At 68.3% G+C, this 23,573-nt stretch carries 22 protein-coding genes and 1 tRNA gene; 11 read left to right on the forward strand and 12 right to left on the reverse strand.

The features are described 5' to 3' along the window. Positions 1-66: 66 nt before the first annotated feature. The 3 genes from J7E96_RS30295 to J7E96_RS30305 all read right to left on the reverse strand — a co-directional run bounded on the left by J7E96_RS30295 (position 67) and on the right by J7E96_RS30305 (position 1,412). Positions 67-237, reverse strand: coding sequence for a hypothetical protein (locus J7E96_RS30295; RefSeq protein ID WP_215135934.1), 171 nt, complete (start codon positions 235-237; stop codon positions 67-69). Positions 238-282: 45 nt separating this feature from the next. After that, positions 283-666 carry a PRC-barrel domain containing protein gene (locus J7E96_RS30300; RefSeq protein ID WP_215135936.1) on the reverse strand — a complete coding sequence of 128 codons (384 nt, stop codon included), beginning with the start codon at positions 664-666 and terminating at the stop codon, positions 283-285. 473 nt (positions 667-1,139) lie between these two features. Continuing rightward, positions 1,140-1,412: a hypothetical protein gene (locus J7E96_RS30305; protein ID WP_108150560.1), complete on the reverse strand. Its 273-nt coding sequence runs from the start codon at positions 1,410-1,412 to the stop codon at positions 1,140-1,142. 766 nt (positions 1,413-2,178) lie between these two features. On the opposite strand from J7E96_RS30305, the gene J7E96_RS30310 reads away from it, so the two are divergent. Both J7E96_RS30310 and J7E96_RS30315 read left to right on the forward strand, forming a co-directional pair. Then, positions 2,179-2,628, forward strand: coding sequence for a helix-turn-helix domain-containing protein (locus J7E96_RS30310; protein ID WP_215135938.1), 450 nt, complete (start codon positions 2,179-2,181; stop codon positions 2,626-2,628). A 42-nt stretch (positions 2,629-2,670) separates the two neighbouring features. Continuing rightward, complete coding sequence (locus tag J7E96_RS30315) at positions 2,671-3,240, forward strand: PIN domain-containing protein (protein ID WP_215135940.1); 570 nt, start codon at positions 2,671-2,673, stop codon at positions 3,238-3,240. A gap of 111 nt (positions 3,241-3,351) precedes the next feature. On the opposite strand, the gene J7E96_RS30320 is transcribed toward J7E96_RS30315, so the two are convergent. Beyond that, positions 3,352-3,425 (reverse strand) — tRNA-Gly (locus J7E96_RS30320). A 400-nt stretch (positions 3,426-3,825) separates the two neighbouring features. Here J7E96_RS30320 and dcd point away from each other — a divergent pair. Together dcd and J7E96_RS30330 are read left to right on the forward strand one after the other, a co-directional pair. Continuing rightward, positions 3,826-4,401: a dCTP deaminase gene (gene dcd, locus J7E96_RS30325; RefSeq protein ID WP_214970457.1), complete on the forward strand. Its 576-nt coding sequence runs from the start codon at positions 3,826-3,828 to the stop codon at positions 4,399-4,401. Continuing rightward, positions 4,398-4,895, forward strand: coding sequence for a phosphoribosyltransferase (locus J7E96_RS30330; RefSeq protein ID WP_215135942.1), 498 nt, complete (start codon positions 4,398-4,400; stop codon positions 4,893-4,895). The genes dcd and J7E96_RS30330 overlap by 4 nt, the downstream gene beginning before the upstream one ends. Positions 4,896-4,985: 90 nt before the next feature. On the opposite strand, the gene J7E96_RS30335 is transcribed toward J7E96_RS30330, so the two are convergent. The 4 genes from J7E96_RS30335 to J7E96_RS30350 form a co-directional block, all read right to left on the reverse strand. Then, positions 4,986-5,942, reverse strand: a complete 957-nt coding sequence (locus J7E96_RS30335; protein ID WP_215135944.1) for a Yip1 family protein — start codon at positions 5,940-5,942, stop codon at positions 4,986-4,988. Between the two features lie 92 nt (positions 5,943-6,034). Next, a complete protein-coding gene (locus tag J7E96_RS30340; protein WP_215135946.1) occupies positions 6,035-7,180 on the reverse strand; it encodes a VCBS repeat-containing protein in 1,146 nt (381 codons plus the stop codon). Positions 7,181-7,308: 128 nt separating this feature from the next. Beyond that, positions 7,309-9,576, reverse strand: a complete 2,268-nt coding sequence (locus J7E96_RS30345) for a (Fe-S)-binding protein (protein WP_215135948.1) — start codon at positions 9,574-9,576, stop codon at positions 7,309-7,311. Positions 9,577-9,716: 140 nt separating this feature from the next. Further along, positions 9,717-10,208, reverse strand: a complete 492-nt coding sequence (locus J7E96_RS30350; RefSeq protein ID WP_215135950.1) for a sugar transferase — start codon at positions 10,206-10,208, stop codon at positions 9,717-9,719. Between the two features lie 224 nt (positions 10,209-10,432). On the opposite strand from J7E96_RS30350, the gene dnaK reads away from it, so the two are divergent. Genes dnaK through J7E96_RS30370 form a run of 4 tightly spaced genes read left to right on the forward strand, consistent with a single transcriptional unit; the run spans position 10,433 to position 14,692 of the window. Then, positions 10,433-12,298 (forward strand): molecular chaperone DnaK, encoded by a 1,866-nt coding sequence (gene dnaK / locus J7E96_RS30355; RefSeq protein ID WP_215135952.1) that lies wholly within the window; start codon positions 10,433-10,435, stop codon positions 12,296-12,298. After that, positions 12,295-12,993, forward strand: a complete 699-nt coding sequence (gene grpE, locus J7E96_RS30360) for a nucleotide exchange factor GrpE (protein WP_215135954.1) — start codon at positions 12,295-12,297, stop codon at positions 12,991-12,993. The genes dnaK and grpE overlap by 4 nt, the downstream gene beginning before the upstream one ends. Before the next feature lie 36 nt (positions 12,994-13,029). After that, on the forward strand, positions 13,030-14,235 hold the full coding sequence (dnaJ, locus tag J7E96_RS30365) for a molecular chaperone DnaJ (RefSeq protein ID WP_215135956.1): 1,206 nt from the start codon (positions 13,030-13,032) through the stop codon (positions 14,233-14,235). Position 14,236: 1 nt separating this feature from the next. Continuing rightward, positions 14,237-14,692 (forward strand): heat shock protein transcriptional repressor HspR, encoded by a 456-nt coding sequence (locus J7E96_RS30370; RefSeq protein WP_215135958.1) that lies wholly within the window; start codon positions 14,237-14,239, stop codon positions 14,690-14,692. A 1,285-nt stretch (positions 14,693-15,977) separates the two neighbouring features. On the opposite strand, the gene J7E96_RS30375 is transcribed toward J7E96_RS30370, so the two are convergent. Continuing rightward, entirely contained in the window at positions 15,978-16,976 is a 999-nt protein-coding gene (locus J7E96_RS30375; RefSeq protein ID WP_374196732.1) for a helix-turn-helix transcriptional regulator, read from the reverse strand. Positions 16,977-17,318: 342 nt separating this feature from the next. Between J7E96_RS30375 and J7E96_RS30380 the strand changes: the two genes are divergently transcribed. After that, on the forward strand, positions 17,319-17,639 hold the full coding sequence (locus tag J7E96_RS30380; RefSeq protein ID WP_215135961.1) for a (2Fe-2S)-binding protein: 321 nt from the start codon (positions 17,319-17,321) through the stop codon (positions 17,637-17,639). A gap of 109 nt (positions 17,640-17,748) precedes the next feature. Here J7E96_RS30380 and J7E96_RS30385 read toward each other — a convergent pair whose 3' ends face one another. After that, entirely contained in the window at positions 17,749-18,171 is a 423-nt protein-coding gene (locus J7E96_RS30385; protein ID WP_215135962.1) for a pyridoxamine 5'-phosphate oxidase family protein, read from the reverse strand. 128 nt (positions 18,172-18,299) lie between these two features. Between J7E96_RS30385 and clpB the strand changes: the two genes are divergently transcribed. Together clpB and J7E96_RS30395 are read left to right on the forward strand one after the other, a co-directional pair. Next, entirely contained in the window at positions 18,300-20,885 is a 2,586-nt protein-coding gene (gene clpB, locus J7E96_RS30390) for an ATP-dependent chaperone ClpB (RefSeq protein WP_215135964.1), read from the forward strand. Positions 20,886-20,989: 104 nt separating this feature from the next. Further along, complete coding sequence (locus tag J7E96_RS30395; protein ID WP_215135966.1) at positions 20,990-21,538, forward strand: YbjN domain-containing protein; 549 nt, start codon at positions 20,990-20,992, stop codon at positions 21,536-21,538. Positions 21,539-21,548: 10 nt separating this feature from the next. Here the strand turns inward: J7E96_RS30395 and J7E96_RS30400 are convergent, their stop codons facing one another. Together J7E96_RS30400 and J7E96_RS30405 are read right to left on the reverse strand one after the other, a co-directional pair. After that, positions 21,549-22,742: a glycosyltransferase family 39 protein gene (locus tag J7E96_RS30400; RefSeq protein ID WP_215135968.1), complete on the reverse strand. Its 1,194-nt coding sequence runs from the start codon at positions 22,740-22,742 to the stop codon at positions 21,549-21,551. 118 nt (positions 22,743-22,860) lie between these two features. Next, the coding region (locus tag J7E96_RS30405) for an aminotransferase class I/II-fold pyridoxal phosphate-dependent enzyme (protein ID WP_215135970.1) at positions 22,861-23,573 on the reverse strand (713 nt) is incomplete at its 5' end.

Here is a 23,573-nt window from a genome sequence, read left to right on the forward strand (position 1 = left end):
ATACTTCTGGACAGGGCCCGACCGACCGATGCGGAGCGATGGGTTGAACGGTGTGCGGGAGCCCCGTCAGCGGATGGGACGCCGCCGAGCGCGCCGGGACCGTCGCACGCCGATGAAGGCGACATCGGCCACAAGGAGCACGATGCCGATGATCAGCAGATAGCCCAGGCCATCTGCCGCGACGCCGATGAGCCCAAGTGCGACGGACACCAGGACGAGAAGCAGGAAGAGCGCCATCACCCGAGCACCTCCTTTGTGCTGAGCTGTACTGAGCGCGGGCGGTCAGCGGCGCGCGAGTTGCCGTTCGCCCTTGGCGCCCGGCTGGTAGGTCAGGCCGTAGTGCTGGAAGATCGCTTCCTCCTGCTCGGCGGGCAGTACGTCGTCCGTGCCGATCGAAGGGGCCTTCTTCACGAGTCCCTTGGCGTAGGAGACCTTGAGGTAGGCCGGCCCGAGGATGGCGTCGTCGAGGGGAACGAAGACCAGGCGCTGGCGGGTGAGGAGACCGGTCCGGATGGTGGCCATGGCCGGTTCGTCGGTGATGGTGGCCATGGCCGGTTCGTCGGTGATGGTGTCCACATAGATCGCTTCGAGCAGGCCGATCTTGCGCTGCTTCGGGTCGACGTCATCGTGGTTGCGCCACTCTCGGATGTCGGCTGCCTGGATCATGCCCTCTCCCTCCTGAGCGGGGCACCGGTCGGTGCCGGCCGTCCCACGGAATGTCGCAGCCGAGCACCTGGATCGGTTGCCCTCCGCCTTTAGCCTGCCCCCGCCGGCCCCTGACGCCACGCCCACTCACCCAGTCGGATCCGTGCTGGGTGTCCCAGTCCCGTGCGACTGCATGGCGGGCGTGGGCTGCCGCAAGACCGGGCTCCTCAATCGCCTCCGCAGAGCGCCCCTGTGGCCTCAGTCCCCATCCGAGCTCGCCCCGCAGGCGAGCCGTGGCGTCAGCTGTGTTGCCGCGCCGACCGCTGTACAACGGCCCCGGCGTATACACGCCGGGGCCGCCCTTCCGGGCGGTTGCACGTGAGAGTGCACCAACCCAAAGCCAATTTTACCGTCCTACTGCACCATTTCCGGCGTAACGAGATTTACGGGCAGTGTGGCCCTCGAGCGGCTCGGACACGGCCCCGGGCGCCGCATCAACCGCGCTCTTCTTCTTGAGCCTCCATGCGTCGAATGCCTTGGTGTGTCAGCGTGACCATGGCGGGCGTATTGCCCGTGGCCCAGTCGACCACGATCAGGTCCTCGCCCACCAGATAAGTGCAGGCAGCAGCCAGATCCTCTTCGCGGATCCCGAGATCGAGAAGCAGCTGCGCCCCGGTGACACCCAGAAGGCGGTTACCTTCCGTGGTCTCGTACAGAGCCTGCATGATCTTCTCGCGGTACGCCTTCCGCTCGGCTAGTGATGCCATGACGCTCTCTTCCTCCTGAGCGGTGCACGACCGGCGTCAGCCGTCCCGGGGGCAGCCGCAGCCGTACTCGCACCGGTAACCCTCCGCCTATCCAGCCTGCTCCCGTTCACTCGCGGACGCCACGGTCAGCCACTCCGCGCTCGGTGTCCAATGTCCTGTGCGGGCACACGGCGGGCGCGGGGTCGCGGGCGGCTGAATCTCGGATCAAGGCGTTGCGGCGCTCAACTCGACGCGGTAATCGGCCCCTTGCATCGCGCGAGTCGCACGCGACACCTGAGAGGTCTAGATAACAAACAAGCCCCAGGTCGCTGACCTGGGGCTTTCTCGTGGAGCGGGTGACGAGAATCGAACTCGCGCTCAGAGCTTGGGAATCACCCGGCACTTGGACGTGCGTGTAGCGTCTGACCTGCGAGAATGTCCGCCGATGGCCTCTACTGGGCAGCCTTGTCGAGCCCTCTGTTGACCGCCGTTTACCGCCCCGACTGGCACGTTGTGGCACGGCCCCCGTGCGGCGTCAGGCGAGGTGCTGGCCGGGAGGATGATCGCGTTGACCGGCGTGCTGGCGTGCATCAGCAAAGCTGGGCCTGGTGGGACGCACATCTCTGCCGCTGCCGATGTCGGGGGATGGCGCGGTCCTGCGCGGGGGCAAGGCGGCCACGCCGACGGTTTTCGGGGCACGTCTTCTTTACGGTTGTCCACCCCGGGGCTGTCCGGTTACAGTTGTTGCAGATGGTTGCTTCGCTGGGTCAGTGAATGGGAGACGGATATGGCTCGAACGAGTGTTCTGGCCCGTGCTGAGAAGGTAGAACCGAATCCCACGCATCAGGGTGCGCTCGCCGCGGCCGCCCGGATGGCGCCGGAGCAGGTTGAGGTGTTGGTGCGTACCCCGGATGGCGGTGAGCTGGCGCTGCCGGCGGAACTGGTCCGGATTCTTCTCGCTTCGGCCGGCGAGCTGGCCCGTGGGCATGCGGTCACGGTCCTGGCGTCCGAGGTGCAGCTGTCGCCTACTGAGGCTGCTGAGCTTCTGGGCTTGTCGCGGCCGTTCGTTGCACGCCTGCTTGATGCCGGTGACATCCCCTCGATGAATCTGCCCGGCAGCAGTCACCGCGTGGTGAGTCTCGCGGATGTGCTGGCTTTCCAGCAGCGGCGCGAGCGCCGTAGGGAGGGGCGGCGTCAGATCGCCGATGCTCTCGACGATGGCGGGTTGCTCTACTGATCTCGGTGGCGCTGTAAGTGGCGAAGGGGAGGGAGGGCGAACGTGGCGGCGCGGGTCTTCGTGGACACCAACGTCCTGTTTCCGTTCTCAGTGATGGACGTGATGCTGGCCCTCACAGAGGACTCCATCCATGAGATCGTGTGGTCCGAACGACTCCTGGCGGAGTGGGAACGGGTCATCGTCCGGGAAGGCAGACGTTCTACGGACTCGGCTGCCGCAGTGGCTCGCGCCATCCGGCGGTTCTTCTCCGACTGCAAGATCCCGGCAGCCGCCTATGCGCACCTTGTGGACGAGATGCCGGGCGATGATCCCGACGACCGGCACCACGCGGCGGCAGCGGTGGCCGCCGGCGCCGGTGCGCTCATCACGTGGAACCTCGGCGACTTCCCTGCCGACGACTTGGCGAAGCGCGGGGTGCATGTGATCGACCCGGACGCGTATCTCTGCGGACTGTACGGCGAGTTGCCAATTGAGGTCGTGCAGACAGTGGTCAGGCTGGCCGCAGAGAAGCGGAATCCACCGGTCGCGATTGCCGATGCCATCACCCGGCTTGCGAAGGCCGGTGTGCCACGCTTCGCCGACCTCCTGGCGGGGCATCTCGGGCACTGCTAGGGGTGAGGTGCCGTTCAACGTCGGGCCGGAGGTGGTGCGCAGGTGGTGCGCGGCTCCCGAATCGGTCTGGACGACAAACAAGCCCCAGGTCGCTGACCTGGGGCTTTCTCGTGGAGCGGGTGACGAGAATCGAACTCGCGCTCTGAGCTTGGGAAGCTCATGTTCTACCATTAAACTACACCCGCGCAGCGGGCCGTTGATCAGCACCGCGTTGTCCGTCAGTGTACCCCAGTCCTCGCCCCGGTGTTTGCGGTGTGGGCGTATCTTGGCGGGCGGAGTGCCGCCTGGAGTGGCGTCCTGTTCATCCCCTAATGTGGCCTTCTCGTCCACGCTTTGGGGAAGGGACTTGATGGAGCCCACCGTCGTCCGTTGTGCCGAGGGGCACGTGTTCAGCACCACATCGTTCCCGCTGCAGCAGCTCGGAGCCGGCCGGATCGGGCCGGGGCGGCTGATCCGCTGTCCGCGCTGTGCCCGGCTTCGGAATGCCGTTCCCGTGGTGATGGGGCAGCGCTAGAGGTCGGAGTGAGAGGCGCGCGGGACCGGTCCGGTTGGGGCGGGCCCGCGCGTTCTGCGTATCCTCGGGGCGTGCTTCTCTCAGACAAGGACATCCGGGCCGAGATCGATGCCGGACGCGTGCGTATTGATCCGTACGACGAATCAATGGTGCAGCCCTCGAGCATCGACGTGCGGCTCGACCGCTACTTCCGGGTGTTCGAGAACCACCGGTACCCGCATATCGATCCGGCCGTTGAGCAGGCGGATCTGACGCGCGAGGTGGAGCCGGAGGGGGACGAGGCGTTCATCCTGCACCCCGGTGAGTTCGTGCTGGCGTCGACGTACGAGACGATCACGCTGCCGGACAATCTTGCTTCCCGGCTGGAAGGGAAGAGCTCGCTCGGGCGGCTCGGGCTCGTTACGCATTCCACCGCTGGATTCATTGATCCCGGGTTCTCCGGGCATGTCACCCTTGAGCTGTCGAATCTGGCTACGCTGCCGATCAAGCTCTGGCCCGGCATGAAGATCGGGCAGCTGTGCATGTTCCAGCTGAGCTCGCCCACGGAGTTCCCGTACGGCTCCGAGCGGTACGGGTCGCGTTATCAGGGTCAGCGCGGACCGACCGCCTCGCGGTCCTTCCTCAATTTCCATCGGACGCAGGTGTGAGTGCTGTGCGGGAAAATCTGACGTACGAGGGCTTCGGCAGCGCCGTGCGCGAGCTCGCGCAGACCATCGCCGACGACGGGTACGAGCCCGACATCGTGCTGAGCATCGCCCGTGGCGGGGTCTTCGTCGCCGGTGGGCTGGCCTACGCCCTTGATGTGAAGAACATCCACCTGGTAAATGTTGAATTTTATACCGGGGTCGGGACGACGCTTGAGATGCCGGTCATGCTGGCGCCCGTCCCGAACGCGATCGACTTCAGCAACAAGAAGGTGCTGATCGCGGACGACGTCGCCGACACCGGCAACACGCTCAAGCTCGTGCACGACTTCTGCCTCGATCATGTGGCGGAGGTCCGCAGCGCGGTCGTCTACGAGAAGTCGCACTCGCTCGTGAAGTGCGAGTACGTGTGGAAGCGCACCGACGAGTGGATCAACTTCCCCTGGAGCGTGCAGAAGCCCGTCGTGCGGCGCACCGGGCAGGTTCTCGACGCCTGAGTGGGTATGTGGATGGTGGATGTGGGTGGGCCCCGGTGCGTAGGTGTACGCGGCCGGGGCCCTTTTCGGTTCGTCGTGCCTTGTCTTGCGTCAGATCGTGCCCAGCTTGATCAGGGACAGCAGCGCCACCAGCTGGATCGCGGATGCGCCCAGGGCCTTCTGCCACGGCAGGTCGTGCGACTTGCTCACCATTGATGTGAACAGGGCCGCCGCTCCCAGCCACGTCAACCAGCCGAGCACCTGGACCAGCGCGTTCTCGCCGCCCAGGAAGATCGCGAAGACCAGGCGCGGGGCGTCCGTCATCGACATGATCAGCATCGAGAGGCCGACGGTCGGCTGCCAGGAGCCGTCGCCGCCGAGCTGGCGGGCCAGCGTGTGCGTCACCGCGCCCAGGATCAGGCCGCAGATGATCACCGCGATGCCGGTCGTGAGGACGTACGGGATGGCACTGGACAGGGTCGCGTTGATGGCCTCTTCGCGGGCCTTGTCGAAGCCGAAGATCGCGAGCAGGCCGTAGAGGAACGTGACCACCAGGGCCGGTCCCCACACCGGGTAGTCGCGCATCTGCCAGAAGGTCGGGCCCGGCCGCAGCACGATGCCGCTCAGCAACTGCTTCCAGTGGAGGCGCGGGCCGGCGGGCGGGGCGGGGGTGTTGCCCGCCCGGTAGGTGTTGCCGTCGCCGTACGGGTCCTCGCCGATGCTGAAGGCCGTCGTGTGGCCCGGGTTGTTGCTGCTGTTGGCGTACGGGTCACCTCCCCCCGCCGCGCCATGGCCGCCGCGCGCTCCGTGACCGCCGTGGCCGCTGCGTCCGCCCTGGGCGTGGCCCTGGGGCGGGTGGTGCGGGTCGGGGTCGCCGAAGTATTCGGGCTCGCCGTTCTGTCCGCCGTACTGCGGTGCCTGCGGCCACTGCTGCTGGCCGTACGGGGGCTGAGGCGATGGAGCCTGCTGCCCGTACGGCTGTTGCTGCCGTTGCTGCTGCTGTTGCCGCTGCGGTTGTTGTTGCGGGGTGCGGTTGTCCCGGCCGCGTCCGATCCTGAATCCAGCCACGTAATCGAACGTACCTGGTCCTGATGCACCGTATGCCGGGTCTGCCGCAACAGGCCCGGCTTTGCTGCCGAGCTGTGACATCCCCTAGGGGGTCAGCGCTGCTGGGCGGAGAACACCGCCGTGGAGAAGGTGATGCTCCTCTTGGCGGTCGAAGCATGCGAGGAGTGGAGCGTGATGACGTCCGTCGTCTCGCCCCGGTGCGTCCGTACGACCGTGTCCGGCTTCTTGTCGCCGTCGAAGTCGGCGTGGCGCAGGACGTCCGTGATGGGCGTTTCCTCGCCGCTCGGCAGATCGCCCGGCCGCGCCTTCACCGCCTTGAAGGTGTACGTACCGCCCGCTCGCCCGGGGCCGGTCGGGCCGCCCAGCAGCAGCTTCGCGCGCGCCGCGGTTCCGGGTTCGTGCGGGCGGGTGGCGGAGACCAGGTCGTCGTAGCCGTCGCCGTTGACGTCGGGTGCGAGGTCGGGGGCGACGAGGACGGGGCCGACGCCCGGGATGGTGCCCGAGGCCGCGCGCGGGGCGCCGGCGCGGGTGAACGGGCCGCGCAGGAAGCTCAGGCGGCCGCCGCCGGCCGTCACGGCCAGATCCTTGTTGCCGTCGCCGTCGAAGTCGCCGCAGACCGGGTGGTCCGGCCACTCGTTGCCGAACCGGGCGCGGTCCGGGATGCGGAGCTTGACCGCCTTGCCGGTGAGCCCGTTCGCACTGCCGAAGAGGATCTGGAGCGGTACGGGCGGCATGCCCGTGCCGTTGAACGGTGGGTCCGTGGTGACCACCAGGTCGGCGTAGCCGTCCTGGTCGAGGTCGCAGGCCGCCTCGGCGTCGAAGGCCGCGGGGAGGACGCCCTCGGTGCGGGCCGCGTTGTGGGCGGGCGTGAGGAGCTGGCGTACGGAAGGATCAAGGGCCGCCTGCGGGGGCTTGGCGCCGTACACGATGCCGATGCCCGCGTCGTCGCCCAGACGGTCCTCCGGGCCCTTGACCAGGTCGTTGAGCACGAGGTCGCGGTGGCCGTCACCGTTGAAGTCCTCGGCGACGCGGCTGCCCTTGCCGTGCGGTACGGGGCGAAGGGGGGCGGCGGCCTTGTTCGCCATGGCGGCGGGGGAGTCCTCCTGGGCGCCGGTGGCCGGGGAATCACTGCCGGAGGAGGGGCCGCAGCCGGTGGCTGTCAGCAGTACCGCACAGCTCGCCGCCGCTGCCACTGCGATGCCTCTTCGCACGACCACCTCGTCCGTATCGCCAGTCATCAGTCGGCACATGATGCTCTTTTTTGACCGCTTCGGTAAGCGGGGCATACGAAAGCGGCCGGACCTGCCCCCGAGGCAGATCCGGCCGCTTTCTTTACGACTGACCAGCTGTTACTTCCGACCAGCTGTTACTTCGCCGGTTCCGGCTCCGGCGCGTCCTCGGACTCCGGCTCGTCCGCCGGCTCGGTCGGCGTCCGCACCGAGTCGAGGAGCAACTGCGCCACGTCCACGACCTGGAGGGATTCCTTCGCGGCGCCATCGTTCTTCTTGCCGTTGACCGAGTCCGTGAGCATCACCAGGCAGAACGGGCAGGCCGTCGACACGATGTCCGGGTTGAGGGACAGCGCCTCGTCGACGCGCTCGGTGTTGATGCGCTTGCCGATCCGCTCCTCCATCCACATGCGCGCACCACCGGCGCCGCAGCAGAAGCCACGCTCCTTGTGGCGGTGCATCTCCTGCTGACGCAGGCCCGGGACGGCCGACATGATCTCGCGCGGGGGCGTGTAGACCTTGTTGTGGCGGCCCAGGTAGCAGGGGTCGTGGTACGTGATGAGGCCCTCGACCGGGGTGACGGGGATGAGCTTGCCCTCGTCGATGAGGTGCTGGAGCAGCTGCGTGTGGTGGATGACCTCGAACTCGCCGCCCAGCTGCGGGTACTCGTTCGCGATCGTGTTGAAGCAGTGCGGGCACGTCGCGACGATCTTCTTCGACGACTTCGGCTTGCGGGTCGCCGGGTCGTCATCGTCTTCGCCGTACGCCATGTTCAGCATCGCCACGTTCTCCTGGCCGAGCTGCTGGAACAGCGGCTCGTTGCCCAGGCGGCGGGCGGAGTCACCCGTGCACTTCTCGTCGCCGCCCATGATCGCGAACTTCACACCCGCGATGTGGAGCAGCTCGGCGAAGGCCTTCGTGGTCTTCTTCGCCCGGTCCTCCAGGGCGCCCGCGCAGCCGACCCAGTAGAGGTACTCGACCTCGGACAGGTCCTCGATCGTCTTGCCGACGATCGGCACCTCGAAGTCGACTTCCTTCGTCCACTCGACGCGCTGCTTCTTGGCCAGACCCCAGGGGTTGCCCTTCTTCTCCAGGTTCTTGAGCATGGTCCCCGCCTCCGACGGGAACGCGCTCTCGATCATCACCTGGTAGCGGCGCATGTCGACGATGTGGTCGATGTGCTCGATGTCGACCGGGCACTGCTCGACGCACGCGCCGCAGCTGGTGCAGGACCACAGCACGTCCGGGTCGATGACGCCGTTCTCTTCGAGCGTGCCGATCAGCGGCCGCTCGGCCTCGGCGAGGGCGGACGCCGGGACGTTCGCCAACTGCTCGGCGGAAGCCTTCTCGTTGCCCTCCATGTCCTTGCCGCCGCCCGCGAGCAGGTACGGCGCCTTGGCGTGCGCGTGGTCGCGCAGCGACATGATGAGGAGCTTCGGGGACAGCGGCTTACCGGTGTTCCAGGCGGGGCACTGCGACTGGCAGCGGCCGCACTCCGTACACGTGGAGAAGTCGAGGATGCCCTTCCAGGAGAACTGCTCGACCTGCGAGACGCCGAAGACGGCGTCCTCGGCCGGGTCCTCCCAGTCGATCTCCTTGCCACCGCTGGTCATCGGCTGGAGCGCGCCCAGCGCCGTGCCGCCGTCCGCCTCGCGCTTGAACCAGATGTTCGGGAAGCCGAGGAACCGGTGCCACGCGATACCCATGTTGGTGTTCAGCGAGACGGTGATCATCCAGATCAGCGAGGTGCAGATCTTGATCATCGCCGTGAAGTAGATCAGCGTCTGGAGGGTGGAGACGCTCAGCCCGTCGAAGGCGAGGACGAGCGGGTACGAGACGAAGTACGCGGCGTTGTAGCCGTCGACGTGGTGGATCGCGCCTTCGAGGCCGCGCAGCACGAGGATCGCCAGGCCGATCGTCAGGATGATGTACTCGACGAAGTACGCCTGCCAGGCCTTGGAGCCCGCGAAGCGCGACTTGCGACCCGCCCGCGAGGGGAGGTTGAGCAGTCGGATCGCCATCAGGACGACGATGCCCACCACCGTCATCAGACCGATGAACTCGATGTACATCTCGAACGGCAGGAAGCCGCCGATGACCGGCAGCACCCAGTCCGCCTGGAAGAGCTGGCCGTACGCCTGAGCGAGCGTCGGCGGCAGCGTCAGGAAGCCGATCGCGACGAACCAGTGCGCCACGCCGACGATGCCCCACCGGTTCATCCGGCTGTGGAGGAGGAACTCCTTGGCGAGGGTGATCGTGCGCTGCTTCGGGTTGCCGGTGCGGCTGCCCGCGGGGACGGGCTGGCCCAGCTTCACGAACCGGTAGATCTGCGCGACGGCTCGGGCGATGAGCGCAACGCCGACCACGGTCAGGACCAACGACACAATGATCGCGGCGAGTTGCATTTCGGGGCTCCTCGGGCCTGCGAGGGTGAGAATCAGAGGGATTACTAAGCGGTAACTTAATCAGTCCGTGCTGAGCGTACCCAGATATGCCGCCGCACTGTAGTTGCGCAGGCGGTGATCTGTGTCGCGTAAGGCTGCCCTCAGCCCCTGGTGGCGAGGGCCGCGGGAAGCGTGCGGGTGAGGATGGCCAGGTCGAGGCCGAGCCAGTGCTGCTCGATGTAGTGCAGATCCAGTACGTCCATCTCCTCCCACGGCAGCTCGGAGCGTGCGCTGACCTGCCACAGTCCGGTGATGCCCGGACGTACCACCAGTCTCGCTCGTGTCGCCGAACGATGGCCCGGCGGCAGCGGGCACGGCCCGACCAGGGACATCTCGCCGCGCAGTACGTGAAGCAGCCGCGGCAGTACGTCGAGCCGCCACCGGCGCAGCAGCCGGCCGGCCGGGGTGCGGGGATCGGTGCGGAGCGTCAGCATCTCGAAGGGGCGGCCGCCCAGGCCGGCTCGGGTGTTCCGTACGAGGAGAGGGCCCCGCGACGTTACGGCCGCGGCCGTGGCGGTGAGGAGCAGGAGGGGGGCGGCGATCAGCAGCAGGGCGGTGGTGGCCGCCAGGTCGAAGATTCGCTTCGCGGGCATGTGACGTACCTTTTCATGCGTTTTACCCGCACATGGCACCCTGATGGGCGGCGGCGTGCCGTGCTGATGCCGCGCCTATGCAGCGCCTGTGCTGCGCCTATGCCGTGCTCATGCCCATAAGGGCCGCATAAGAGTTGAGTCCCCCCGACTCAGGTCTGTTGACGCGATTGGATCCGTCATGCATCCTTGAGTCTGTTCCACTCAAGTCAGCTGGAGGAATCGAAATGGCACGTGCGGTCGGCATCGACCTGGGCACCACTAACTCCGTCGTCAGCGTTCTGGAGGGCGGCGAGCCCACCGTCATCACCAACGCCGAAGGCGCCAGGACCACGCCGTCCGTCGTCGCTTTCGCGAAGAACGGTGAAGTGCTGGTAGGCGAGGTTGCCAAGCGCCAGGCAGTCACCAACGTCGACAGGACGATCCGGTCGGTCAAGCGCCACATGGGCACCGACTGGAACATCGAGCTCGACGGCAAGAAGTTCAACCCGCAGCAGATGAGCGCCTTCATCCTGCAGAAGCTGAAGCGCGACGCCGAGGCGTACCTGGGCGAGAAGGTGGCCGACGCGGTCATCACCGTCCCGGCGTACTTCAACGACTCGGAGCGTCAGGCGACGAAGGAGGCCGGCGAGATCGCGGGCCTCAACGTGCTGCGTATCGTCAACGAGCCGACGGCCGCCGCCCTGGCGTACGGCCTCGACAAGGACGACCAGACGATCCTCGTCTTCGACCTCGGTGGCGGCACCTTCGACGTATCGCTGCTGGAGATCGGCGACGGCGTCGTCGAGGTGAAGGCCACCAATGGTGACAACCACCTCGGTGGTGACGACTGGGACCAGCGTGTCGTCGACTACCTCGTGAAGCAGTTCCACTCCGGTCACGGCGTGGACCTCTCCAAGGACAAGATGGCGCTCCAGCGTCTGCGCGAGGCGGCCGAGAAGGCCAAGATCGAGCTGTCCTCCTCCACCGAGACCTCGATCAACCTGCCGTACATCACGGCGTCGGCCGAGGGCCCGCTGCACCTGGACGAGAAGCTCACGCGCTCGCAGTTCCAGCAGCTGACCGCCGACCTGCTGGACCGCTGCAAGACGCCGTTCCACAACGTCATCAAGGACGCGGGCATCCAGCTCTCCGAGATCGACCACGTCGTTCTCGTCGGTGGCTCGACCCGTATGCCGGCCGTCGCCGAGCTCGTCAAGGAGCTCACGGGCGGTCAGGACGCCAACAAGGGTGTGAACCCGGACGAGGTCGTCGCCATCGGCGCCTCGCTCCAGGCCGGTGTCCTCAAGGGTGAGGTCAAGGACGTCCTGCTCCTCGACGTCACGCCCCTGTCGCTTGGTATCGAGACCAAGGGCGGCATCATGACGAAGCTCATCGAGCGCAACACGACGATCCCGACCAAGCGTTCCGAGATCTTCACGACGGCCGAGGACAACCAGCCGTCCGTCCAGATCCAGGTCTACCAGGGCGAGCGCGAGATCGCGGCGTACAACAAGAAGCTCGGCATGTTCGAGCTGACCGGTCTGCCGCCGGCCCCGCGTGGTGTCCCGCAGATCGAGGTCGCGTTCGACATCGACGCCAACGGCATCATGCACGTCGGAGCCAAGGACCTCGGCACCGGCAAGGAGCAGAAGATGACCGTCACCGGTGGCTCCTCGCTGCCGAAGGACGAGGTCAACCGGATGCGCGAAGAGGCCGAGAAGTACGCGGACGAGGACCACAAGCGCCGCGAGGCCGCCGAGACCCGCAACCAGGCCGAGCAGCTCGTCTACCAGACGGAGAAGTTCCTCAAGGACAACGAGGACAAGGTTCCGGGCGACGTGAAGGAAGAGGTCGAGACGTCCATCACCGAGCTGAAGGAAAAGCTCAAGGGTGAGGACACGGCCGAGATCCGCACGGCCACGGAGAAGGTCGCGGCCGTCTCGCAGAAGCTGGGCCAGGCCATGTACGCCAACGCCGAGGGCGCTCAGGCCGCGGGCGGCGACGCTCCCGGTGCGGACGGGCACGCCAAGGCGGACGACGACGTCGTTGACGCCGAGATCGTCGACGACGAGCGCGACGCCGGTGCCGGACGTCAGGGAGGCGCCGCATGACGGAGGAGACTCCGGGCTTCGAGGAGAAGCCCGACGTCCCTTCCGGCGCCATTCCCGAAGACGCCGAACCGCAGGCTGCCGCGCCCGAAACGGCAGGGACCGACTCCGTCGAGGAGTCGGGCCCGGCAGCCCCGGCCGGGGACGTACACGATGTACAAGATCTGCAGGACGTCGCTCTGACCGCACAGCTGGACCAGGTGCGTATGGCGCTCAGTGAGCGCACTGCGGACCTCCAGCGGCTGCAGGCTGAGTACCAGAACTACCGTCGCCGGGTGGAGCGGGACCGGGTCACGGTCAAGGAGATCGCTGTCGCGAGCCTCCTGACCGAGCTCCTCCCGACCCTCGACGACATCGGCCGCGCGCGTGAACACGGCGAGCTGGTGGGCGGGTTCAAGTCGGTTGCCGAATCGCTGGAGACGGTCGCCGCCAAGATGGGCCTGCAGCAGTTCGGCAAGGAGGGCGAGCCCTTCGACCCGACGATCCACGAGGCCCTGATGCACTCGTACGCACCGGATGTCGAAGAGACGACGTGCGTCGCGATCCTGCAGCCCGGCTACCGGATCGGCGAGCGGACCATCCGCCCGGCGCGCGTCGCGGTCGCGGAGCCCCAGCCGGGCGCCACGCCCGCCGCCAAGGCGGACGAGCCGGAAGCGAAGGCTCCGGACGAGGAGAGCGGTGGCCCGGACGAGGGCTGACGTGACTGGGAAAAGCAGGAAGGAGGGACGTCGGGGATGAGCACGAAGGACTTCGTCGAGAAGGACTACTACAAGGTTCTCGGCGTCCCGAAGGACGCCACCGAGGCCGAGATCAAGAAGGCGTACCGGAAGCTCGCCCGCGAGTTCCACCCGGACGCCAACAAGGGCGACGCCAAGGCGGAGGACCGCTTCAAGGAGATCTCCGAGGCGAACGACGTCCTCGGCGACCCCAAGCGGCGCAAGGAGTACGACGAAGCGCGTGCTCTGTTCGGGAACGGTGCCCTGTTCAACAGGCAGGGTCGTCCGGGCCCGGGCGCCGGTGGCGGCTCTTTCAACTTCGACCTGGGCGACCTCTTCGGAGGCGCCCCGGGCGGGGCGCAGACCGGCGGTGCCGGCGGGTTCGGCGGCGGGCTCGGGGACGTGTTCGGCGGCCTGTTCAACCGGGGTGCCGGTCCGGGTGCGCGTACGGGTACGCAGCCGCGCCGAGGCCAGGACATCGAGTCCGAGGTGACGCTCAGCTTCACCGAGGCGGTTGACGGGGCCACGGTCCCGCTGCGGATGTCCAGCCAGGCACCGTGCAAGGCCTGTTCGGGTACGGGCGACAAGAACGGCACGCCGCGCGTGTGCCCGACCTGCGTCGGTACGGGACAGGTGTCGCGCGGCGGCGGTGGCGGCTTCTCGCTCACCGACCCGTGCGTCGACTGCCGGGGCCGCGGGCTCATCGCCCAGGACCCCTGCGAGGTGTGCAAGGGCAGTGGGCGCGCCAAGTCGTCCCGGACCATGCAGGTCCGTATTCCGGCGGGCGTCTCCGACGGCCAGCGGATCCGGCTGCGCGGCAAGGGCAGTCCCGGTGAACGGGGCGGCCCGGCGGGCGATTTGTATGTGCTGGTCCACGTGGACGCCCACCCGGTCTTCGGCCGCAAGGGCGACAACCTCACCGTCACCGTGCCCGTCACCTTCGTGGAGGCGGCGCTCGGCGGCGAGGTGAAGGTGCCGACGCTGGGCGGACCGCCGGTCACGCTCAAGCTGCCGCCCGGCACGCCGAACGGCCGTACGATGCGCGCTCGCGGCAAGGGCGCGGTCCGCAAGGACGGCACCCGCGGCGACCTGCTGGTCACCGTGGAGGTCGAAGTGCCGAAGGACCTTGACGACAAGGCCCGTGAGGCACTGGAGTCCTACCGTGAGGCGACCGCCGGGGAGGACCCGCGGGCGGAGCTGTTCCAGGCCGCGAAGGGAGCGTGAGATGGACCCGCGCATACGACGTAATCCATACCAGCTGACCGACGAGACACCGGTGTACGTCATCTCGGTCGCGGCACAGCTCTCCGGCCTGCACCCGCAGACGCTGCGGCAGTACGACCGCCTCGGCCTGGTCTCCCCCGACCGCACGGCCGGGCGCGGCCGGCGCTACTCGGCCCGCGACATCGAGCTGCTCCGGCAGGTGCAGCAGCTGTCACAGGACGAGGGCATCAACCTGGCCGGCATCAAGCGCATCATCGAGCTGGAGAACCAGGTGGCCGCGCTCCAGCAGCGCGTCGCCGAACTCTCCGCGGCGGTGGACGGCGCGGCGGCGGCGTTGCAGCAGCGCGAGGCGCAGGTGCACGCGTCGTACCGGCGCGATCTTGTCCGGTACGAGGACGTGCAGCAGGCGAGCGCACTGGTGGTGTGGCGGCCGAAGCCGAAGAGACCGGCGGAGTAGGTTCGCGGTCGCGGTTCGCGGTTCGCGGTTCAAGTTTTGCGGGGAGAGGCCCGTCACTCCAGAGTCGAGTCTGAGTCTGTGGAGTGACGGGCCTTTCTGGGGCGTGGCCTCACGGGAGAGGCAGTTGCCTGCCGGCCGCCGCGCGGCGTACGCCTCGGCTGTGCACGTTGGGCAGCCGGGCAGGGTCGATCCGACGCAGAAGCTGGTTGCGAAGGACAGCGGAGCCACCGAACCGCATGTGCCGCGCGGCTTCCGCGTTCGCATCCATATGCCGCGCAGAGACTGCGCAGCCAGTCCGTCAGCCAGCCCCAGGCGGCGGGGCAAGGCGTTCGGCCATGCTCCGGCCTCGCTGGCGGGGGTGGTAACTACAGATCGCTTCTGGGGGTTTCGGGCCGTCCCGGGAGCTCGAGTGTCGGTGGGCCGGGGCGGCGCGTCAAGGGCGCTCCTGCGTCGCGTCGCTGCGCGATGTGCCTTCGGCCCACCCTTGACCCGCCACCCCGGCCCACCGCTAACGCTTGTAGGGGGACGGCCCAAAGAAAAACGCCCTGCACGGGGGCTCGGGGAGTAGCGCGGGTCGGTTTGGTGGCTGTCGGGTGAGTGGGTGGGGCGCGGTCTGTTTAGGGGGCGGCGCGGCCCCTGGCTCGGCGGGTGCGGGGACGGTCGTTGGTGCGACATCCCCATTCCCACGTTCCCACGCACGCGAGCACCCCCGCCGGTGGCCGGATGGTCTGCGGGGTCGACGTGCGGACTCGTGTCGGCGCGGGTGGGGCGCGGCAGTTGAATGGGGTGACTCGGGTGGGTGTGGCGTCCGCCCCGGCCGGTGGTCGGTTGGGCCGCAAGCAGGTTGCTGGTGTGGGTGGGGGGAAGGGCGTCCAGGAGTTGGCGGGGCGTTCCCGGCTCTCAGTCGGGCGGGATGGGACTAACCCAGTAGAAGACGAACGTGGGCAGCCTATTTGCCCTGCTTTGGTGCATTGGGAAGGGATCCGTATGCGTCATGTGCTGGGTTCATCGCAGGGCAACAACCCCGGCATTTACTTCGCCCGCCGATCAGCAGACCCAGCGGCCCGAAAACTCCTTCGTGGCGCTGCTGGTGGCATGGGCGAGAGGGGAGTCGATCAGTGGCATTCCTTCGAGCACCGTGATGGCGAGGTTCGGGTCCTCGCTGGCGATGGTTGTCAGTGGTGCCAGGGAGTCGGTCAGCGCCGTCGTAAGCCGTACGCGTTCGTGGATCTCCCGTGTGATGACGGTGGCGAAATCGTAGCCACCGGCGCGGTGTTGGCCGTGATCAGTGATCCTGATCCAGGATGCCGGACTGGGCGATCAGGTAGCCGAGTTGGGCGCGGCTGCCGCTGCCGAGCGTGGTGGCCAGCTTGGCTATGTGCGCCCGGGCGGTCCGTACGTTCATGCCGAGCCGGCGGGCGATGGCCTCGTCGACGTACCCCTCGACGAGCAGCTTGGCTATGGATCGCTGGACGCCGGATATGCCGTCGGGGGTGTGCTCGTAGGAGACCTGTTCCTGGAGGGGGACGGCTCGCTGCCAGAACTGCTCGAAGACGCCGGAGAGGTACTCGACGAGGCCGGGGTGGCGCAGTTCCAGGGCGACTCGACGGTCTTCGCTCGCGGGGATGAACGCGACCGTACGATCGAAGATGATCAGTCGGCCGAACAGCTCCTCGAGTGTGCGTATCTCCAGCTTGCCGTCGGCCAGGCGCTCCGCGTAGGCGAGAGTGCCCGGGCTGTGCCGGACGGTGTGCTGGTAGAGGGTGCGGATGCTTACGCCGCGTTCGATCAGGGGCCTGTCGCGTTCCAGGGCCTGGGTGAGCGCGTCCACGGGGCGGCCGCCGCCGGGCTGGACCGTGAGCATCTCGTTGCGGCACTCGGCGTTCGCCAGGTCGAGGGCGGCGTTGATGCGGTCGAACCCTTCCAGCACGGTGATGGCGTGCGTGGGCGCCGGGCTCTGGGCGCTGAGCGCCATGAACGGCTCGAAAGCGTCGGCCAGTTCGACGGAAAGACGCCTGCGGTCCTGAATCTCGCGTTCCAGGGGGTGGAGACGCTGGGCCAGTACGGCGGAGGGCGGAACTGGGCGTAGCCAGTTCGCGTCGTCCGGATCGGGGTGCAGCAGCCCGAACTCCAGGAGGCAGGTAGCGGAATCCACCTCCGTGCGTGGGATGCGACCGGTTCCCAGCGCGCTGGCGTAAAGTCTCGCCCCCTCGTCACACAGTTCAGTGACGGCATGGGTATGGCCCGGTTTTGACTCTATTGCTGGCAAATCTCCACCCCCCAGGGTCCTGAACGTGCAGGAACATGATGCATCGTTCCTGTGGCCTTGACGTGCCCGAATGAGCCATCGTCTTGTGACGCGGGGGAGAGGAATCCATCAAGTGAGGACGAAGCCGACTATGTACAAGAGAATGCTTCGCTCGGTGCTTGCCACTGTTTTCTCCGCGGCTGTTGTCTTCGGGGCTATCAGTGGCGCGGGTCTCGGTTCTGGCCATGCCGGGACTGAGCTGTCGGCGGACTCGGGCTGGACCCGCGTTCAGGCCGGGCCCCCGGACTCGGGCTGGACCAGCGTCCAGGCCGGACCCCCAGACTCGGGCTGGACCAGTACGCCGGCCAAGACAGAGGCATGACCGTTCCACCGGACGACCGCACCTTCAGACGTGAAATGGCCACGGCCTACCGCTCGGGCTGGCACTTCATCGACCTGGTCACGGCCATTCCCCACCGTGGCGACTCGCTGATGGTCACCCTCTTCGGTGAGCCGATCCTGGTCGCGCGTGAAGAGGATGAGGACGTCCGTGCCTACCGGTGCCTTCGCAAGCCCCGGGGGGCTCCGCAACCCGTTCGCTGTGCCGTGCGGTACGGCATGGTGTTCGTCAACCTCGACCAGCGTGACCACCAGCTGATCGAGCCCGTAACCAGCACCGCCACCCCCCGCAGCGCCTGAAGCGATTCCCCCGTCGTCAACAATCGCCCAGGCGCTCCCCCACACAGCGGCGTCATCGTGGACCTGAACACGATGGCGCCGCTGTGCTGTGCCCGGACGGTTGATTCGCTCAGGCCGTGCTCGGGGCGCGGCCCATCGCGCGGTCCAGGGTGATCTCGATCAGTACCCGGTCGGGGTTCGGCCCCGGCGTGCGCTCGTACCGCTCGGCGTAGCGGCGTACCGCATCCGCGATCAGGTCCGGTTCCGTACGGACGACCGCGCGCCCTTCCAGCGTCGCCCAGTGGCCGCCCTTCACCTGGCAGACGGCGACCCGCGCGCCCGCCGGTCCCGCGGCCAGCACGTTGGCCACCTTCGTGCTGCTCTTGTTGGTGATGACGCGGGCGATCCCCGCGTCGGGGTCGTACGTCACGCCGACCGGCACTACGTGCGGTGAACCGTCCGGGCGCAGGGTTGTCAGGGTGCACAGGTGGTACTCGCGCCAGAACGCGAGGTACTCGGGGCTGGGATTGCGTACGTCGAGGTCGTTGGCCATGGCGCCAAGAGTAGTCGGCTGCCTTTCCCCGCCTTGAGTGGAATAGACTCAACTTTGCGTATCCTTGAGATGTCATAGCTGGCAGCCGCCGGCCAGGTGATACCGCCCGCCGAGGAGGAAAGAGCGCAGTGGACGCAGAGCTGACCAACAAGAGCCGGGACGCCATCCAGGCGGCGAGCAATCGCGCCGTCCAGGACGGACACGCGGACCTCACCCCCGCGCATCTGCTGCTGGCCCTGCTCGCGGGTGAGGACAACGCGAACATCATCGACCTGCTGGCCACCGTCGACGTGGACCAGGCGGCCGTACGGGCAGGAACCGAGCGCCTGCTCGCCGCGCTGCCCAGCGTGACCGGGGCCACCGTCGCCCCGCCCCAGCCCAGCCGCGAGATGCTCGCGGTCATCGCCGAGGCCGGGCAGCAGGCCAAGGAGCTGGGCGACGACTACCTCTCCACCGAGCACCTGCTCATCGGCATCGCGGCCAAGGGCGGCAAGGCGGGGGACGTACTGTCCCAGGAGGGCGCGAGCGCCAAGAAGCTGCTGGACACGTTCGAGAAGATCAGGGGAGGGCGCCGGGTGACCACTCCCGACCCGGAGGGCCAGTACAAGGCCCTGGAGAAGTTCGGCACCGACTTCACGGCGGCCGCGCGCGAAGGCAAGCTCGACCCCGTCATCGGGCGGGACCAGGAGATCCGGCGCGTCGTGCAGGTCCTGTCGCGGCGTACGAAGAACAACCCCGTGCTCATCGGTGAGCCGGGCGTGGGCAAGACCGCCGTCGTGGAGGGACTGGCCCAGCGCATCGTCAAGGGCGACGTACCCGAGTCGCTCAAGAACAAGCGGCTGGTCGCACTGGATCTGGGCGCGATGGTCGCCGGGGCGAAGTACCGCGGTGAGTTCGAGGAGCGGCTGAAGAGCGTCCTCTCCGAGATCAAGGAGAGCGACGGCCAGATCATCACCTTCATCGACGAGCTGCACACCGTCGTCGGCACCGGCGCCGGCGGCGACTCCGCCATGGACGCGGGCAACATGCTCAAGCCGATGCTGGCCCGTGGCGAGCTGCGCATGGTCGGTGCGACGACCCTCGACGAGTACCGGGAGCGGATCGAGAAGGATCCCGCCCTGGAGCGCCGCTTCCAGCAGGTGCTGGTCGCCGAGCCGAGCGTCGAGGACACCATCGCGATCCTGCGCGGGCTGAAGGGCCGGTACGAGGCGCACCACAAGGTGCAGATCGCGGACTCCGCGCTGGTCGCGGCCGCGACCCTCTCCGACCGGTACATCACCTCACGGTTCCTCCCCGACAAGGCCATCGACCTCGTCGACGAGGCCGCCTCGCGCCTGCGCATGGAGATCGACTCCTCGCCGCTGGAGATCGACGAACTCCAGCGCGCCGTCGACCGGCTGAAGATGGAGGAGCTCGCGCTCAAGAACGAGTCCGACCCGGCGAGCAAGCAGCGCCTGGAGAAGCTCCGGCGCGACCTCGCCGACAAGGAGGAGGAGCTGCGCGGCCTCAACGCCCGCTGGGAGAAGGAGAAGCAGGGCCTCAACCGGGTCGGTGAGCTGAAGGAGAAGCTCGACGACCTGCGCGGCCAGGCCGAACGCGCCCAGCGCGACGGCGACTTCGACACCGCTTCCAAGCTGCTGTACGGCGAGATCCCCGGCCTGGAGCGCGAGCTCGAGGAGGCCGCGGCCGCCGAGGCGGAGGTCCGTACCGACACCATGGTCAAGGAGGAGGTCGGACCCGACGACATCGCCGATGTGGTGGGTTCCTGGACCGGCATCCCCGCCGGCCGCCTGCTGGAGGGCGAGACGCAGAAGCTGCTGCGCATGGAGGACGAGCTCGGCAAGCGGCTGATCGGCCAGCACGAGGGGGTGCGGGCGGTCTCGGACGCGGTACGCCGCACCCGTGCCGGCATCGCCGACCCCGACCGGCCGACCGGATCGTTCCTCTTCCTCGGCCCGACCGGTGTCGGCAAGACCGAGCTGGCCAAGGCGCTCGCGGACTTCCTGTTCGACGACGAGCGGGCCATGGTCCGCATCGACATGAGCGAGTACGGCGAGAAGCACAGCGTCGCGCGGCTGGTGGGCGCGCCGCCCGGTTACGTCGGCTACGAGGAGGGCGGCCAGCTCACGGAGGCGGTGCGCCGACGGCCGTACAGCGTCGTACTCCTCGACGAGGTCGAGAAGGCGCACCCGGAGGTCTTCGACATCCTGTTGCAGGTCCTCGACGACGGGCGGCTTACCGACGGGCAGGGGCGGACGGTCGACTTCCGCAACACCATCCTCGTGCTGACGTCGAACCTCGGCAGCCAGTACCTCGTCGAGCCGCTGACCAGCGACGAAGAGAAGAAGCAGCAGGTCCTGGAGATCGTACGGGCCACCTTCAAGCCGGAGTTCCTCAACCGGCTCGACGACCTGGTGGTCTTCTCCGCCCTGTCCGGGGACGAGCTGGCGCACATCGCCGAGCTCCAGATCGGCCGCCTCGCCAAGCGCCTCGCCGACCGCCGCCTCACCCTCGACGTCACCCCCGCCGCCCTGGCCTGGCTGGCGGAAGAGGGCAACGACCCTGCCTACGGGGCCCGGCCGCTGCGCCGCCTCATCCAGACGGCGATCGGTGACCGGCTCGCGAAGGAGATCCTCGCGGGCGAGATCACCGACGGCGACACGGTACGGGTGGACCGGGTCGGGGACGGCCTGACGGTGGGCCCGGCGCGGTAGGGGTTTCAGCCCAGGGCGAAGGACCCTCGCCCGCTTTCGCGACTAGGGTCGATGTCAGGCAGCCACGCGAAGACCCCACACGCGAGACCCCAGGAGTATTGAACATGTCTATCGACCCGTCCTCGATCCCGAACTTCGGGGGCCAGCCCGAACCGCAGCCCGAAGGTCCCGCAGGCCCGGTCGTCCCGGACCAGGACCTCGTCAAGCAGCTGCTGGAGCAGATGGAGCTGAAGTACGTCGTCGACGACGAGGGCGACCTCGCCGCGCCGTGGGAGGAATTCCGCACGTACTTCATGTTCCGTGGCGAGGACGACCAGCAGGTCTTCTCGGTACGGACCTTCTACGACCGGCCGCACCAGATCGAGGAGAAGATCCAGCTCCTTGAGCTGATCGACGACTGGAACCGCCGCACGCTGTGGCCGAAGGTCTACAGCCACACCCACGACGACGGCGCCGTCCGTCTCATCGGTGAGGCGCAGATGCTGATCGGCACCGGCGTCAGCCTTGAGCACTTCGTGTCGTCGACGGTCGGCTGGGTGCGCGCCTCGATCGAATTCGACAAGTGGCTCGTCGAGCAGCTGGGCCTGGAGAAGGACGTCGATTCCGCCGACGGCGACGGCGACGGCTCCGGCGACGGCTCCGGCGAGGCCTGAGCACCGCGCTTCACAGCGGGACCGGGCCAATCGTCACCAGATACGTCCCATAGCTCAGCGAGAGCCCGGCGAGGGCGGCGGTCACCACGATCGCGGACCTCGGCCGGGCTTTCGTCATGGCGTGCGCGAGGGGGAGGAGGAGCGGGAAGGCGGGGAGCAGGAAGCGGGCCTTGGACTCGAAGAAGCCGGAGCCGCCGACCGTGATGAGGACGAGTACGGTCGTGTAGACGAGCAGCGGCAGCGGCGGCCGGACGCGGTCGTCCAGGAGCAGCAGGGCGAAGAGCACGAGCGCCGCCGCGACGATCACCAGCACCATGGGGAACGGCAGGACCTCGGGTGCGAGGAGCAGGTGCCTGGTGAAGCGCAGGGTCCCGGCGCCGAAGTCGAAGCGTGAACTCCACCGGTCCTGCACCGCGAAGTACCCGCCCAGCAGATCGCCCTCCCTGGCCCCCACCCACAGCACGAAGCCGGCCCAGCCGAGCGGCGCGAGGGCGGCCCCCGCCCAGATCCGCCAGGGCAGGCGGGCGCTGTGTTTCCGGTGGGTCCACAGTGCGTACGCCGCTGCCGCGCCCACCGCCGCGGCGACCGCGATCCCGTTGGGCCTGGCCAGCCCCGCGAGCGCGGCCAGGGCGCCGGCCCAGAGCCACCGGCCGCCGAAGACGGCGTACAGCGACCAGGCGGCGAAGGCGATGAGCACCGGCTCGGTGTACGCCATGGTCAGGACGACGGAGTGCGGCAGCAGCGCCCAGAGGACGACGAGCGCGGTGGCGGTGCGGCGGCCGTAGAGGCGGTCGGCGATCAGGTAGATGCCGCAGGCGGCGGCCGCGGCGGCGGTCCAGGCGATGAGCAGCCCGGCTGCTCCGCCGGAGAGGGGGGCGACGGTGGTGACCGCTTTGATGAGGGCCGGGTAGAGGGGGAAGAAGGCGAGGTCGCTCTGGGTCACGCCGTCGGGGAAGGTGAGGGTGCGGTGTCCGTAGCCGTGGGCGGCTATGCCCGTGTACCACAGGGAGTCCCAGGTGTCGCCGAGGCGGGCGAGGGGGTTCTTGCCGACGTACCAGGAGCAGAGGGCGACTGCGAGTACGCCGGTGAGGCGGGCGGCGGCGAAGAGGGCGAGGGCGGGGGCTGCGCGGCGCAGGGCGCGTCTGGCGGGTGCGGATGTGCGTACGGGCCGTACGGCGGCCCTCTCCGCTGCGTCGACGGACACGGTCTACCTCCGGGCGCGCGCGAGTCGTTGACCCCGACGATGAGCGTCCCGCCGCCGCGCCGCGACCGCTGCTCGCCCGACCGGCCTAGGGTGCGCCTACCGCTGCGCGGGGCTTGTTCTAGCCGGCTGCAAGGCCCTTCAGGCGGGCGACCGCGTCCTGGAGTACGTCCGTCCGCTTGCAGAAGGCGAATCGCACGAACGGGGCGCCCTCCTCCCGGTGGTCGTAGAAGACCGCGTTCGGGATCGCGACCACCCCGCACCGCTCCGGCAGAGCGCGGCAGAAGGCGAAGCCGTCGGTCTCGCCGAGGGGGCGGATGTCGGTGGTGACGAAGTACGTTCCGGCGGGGCGGTAGACCTCGAAGCCAGCGTCCGCGAGCCCCGCGCACAGCAGATCCCGCTTCGCGCGCAAGTCGTCGCGCAGGCCGGTGAAGTACGCGTCCGGCAGCCGCAGCGCCTCCGCGACGGCGTACTGGAAGGGCCCGGCCGACACGTACGTCAGGAACTGCTTGGCCGACCTGACGGCCGTCACGAGGGCGGGCGACGCGGTCACCCAGCCGACCTTCCACCCCGTGAAGGAAAACGTCTTGCCCGCCGAGGAGATGGTGACCGTGCGCTCTCGCATGCCGGGGAACGACGCCAGCGGGATGTGCTCGCCGTCGAAGACGAGGTGTTCGTAGACCTCGTCGGTGACGACGAGCAGGTCACGCTCGACGGCGAGCGCGGCGATCTCCGCCAGCTCCTCGCGGGTCAGGACGGTGCCCGTGGGGTTGTGCGGGGTGTTGAGGAGGATGAGGCGGGTGCGGGGGGTGACGGCGGCGCGCAGTTCGTCGA

The organism is Streptomyces sp. ISL-96, assembly GCF_018614035.1.
Taxonomy (GTDB): Bacteria; Actinomycetota; Actinomycetes; order Streptomycetales; family Streptomycetaceae; genus Streptomyces.

Coding starts and splice junctions, on each gene's coding strand:
- J7E96_RS30295 (WP_215135934.1), bottom strand. CDS start 237: ATGGCGCTCTTCCTGCTTCTCGTCCTGGTGTCCGTCGCACTTGGGCTC.
- J7E96_RS30300 (WP_215135936.1), bottom strand. CDS start 666: ATGATCCAGGCAGCCGACATCCGAGAGTGGCGCAACCACGATGACGTC.
- J7E96_RS30305 (WP_108150560.1), bottom strand. CDS start 1,412: ATGGCATCACTAGCCGAGCGGAAGGCGTACCGCGAGAAGATCATGCAG.
- J7E96_RS30310 (WP_215135938.1), top strand. CDS start 2,179: ATGGCTCGAACGAGTGTTCTGGCCCGTGCTGAGAAGGTAGAACCGAAT.
- J7E96_RS30340 (WP_215135946.1), bottom strand. CDS start 7,180: ATGACTGGCGATACGGACGAGGTGGTCGTGCGAAGAGGCATCGCAGTG.
- J7E96_RS30345 (WP_215135948.1), bottom strand. CDS start 9,576: ATGCAACTCGCCGCGATCATTGTGTCGTTGGTCCTGACCGTGGTCGGC.
- J7E96_RS30350 (WP_215135950.1), bottom strand. CDS start 10,208: ATGCCCGCGAAGCGAATCTTCGACCTGGCGGCCACCACCGCCCTGCTG.
- dnaK (WP_215135952.1), top strand. CDS start 10,433: ATGGCACGTGCGGTCGGCATCGACCTGGGCACCACTAACTCCGTCGTC.
- grpE (WP_215135954.1), top strand. CDS start 12,295: ATGACGGAGGAGACTCCGGGCTTCGAGGAGAAGCCCGACGTCCCTTCC.
- dnaJ (WP_215135956.1), top strand. CDS start 13,030: ATGAGCACGAAGGACTTCGTCGAGAAGGACTACTACAAGGTTCTCGGC.
- J7E96_RS30370 (WP_215135958.1), top strand. CDS start 14,237: ATGGACCCGCGCATACGACGTAATCCATACCAGCTGACCGACGAGACA.
- J7E96_RS30380 (WP_215135961.1), top strand. CDS start 17,319: ATGACCGTTCCACCGGACGACCGCACCTTCAGACGTGAAATGGCCACG.
- J7E96_RS30385 (WP_215135962.1), bottom strand. CDS start 18,171: ATGGCCAACGACCTCGACGTACGCAATCCCAGCCCCGAGTACCTCGCG.
- J7E96_RS30395 (WP_215135966.1), top strand. CDS start 20,990: ATGTCTATCGACCCGTCCTCGATCCCGAACTTCGGGGGCCAGCCCGAA.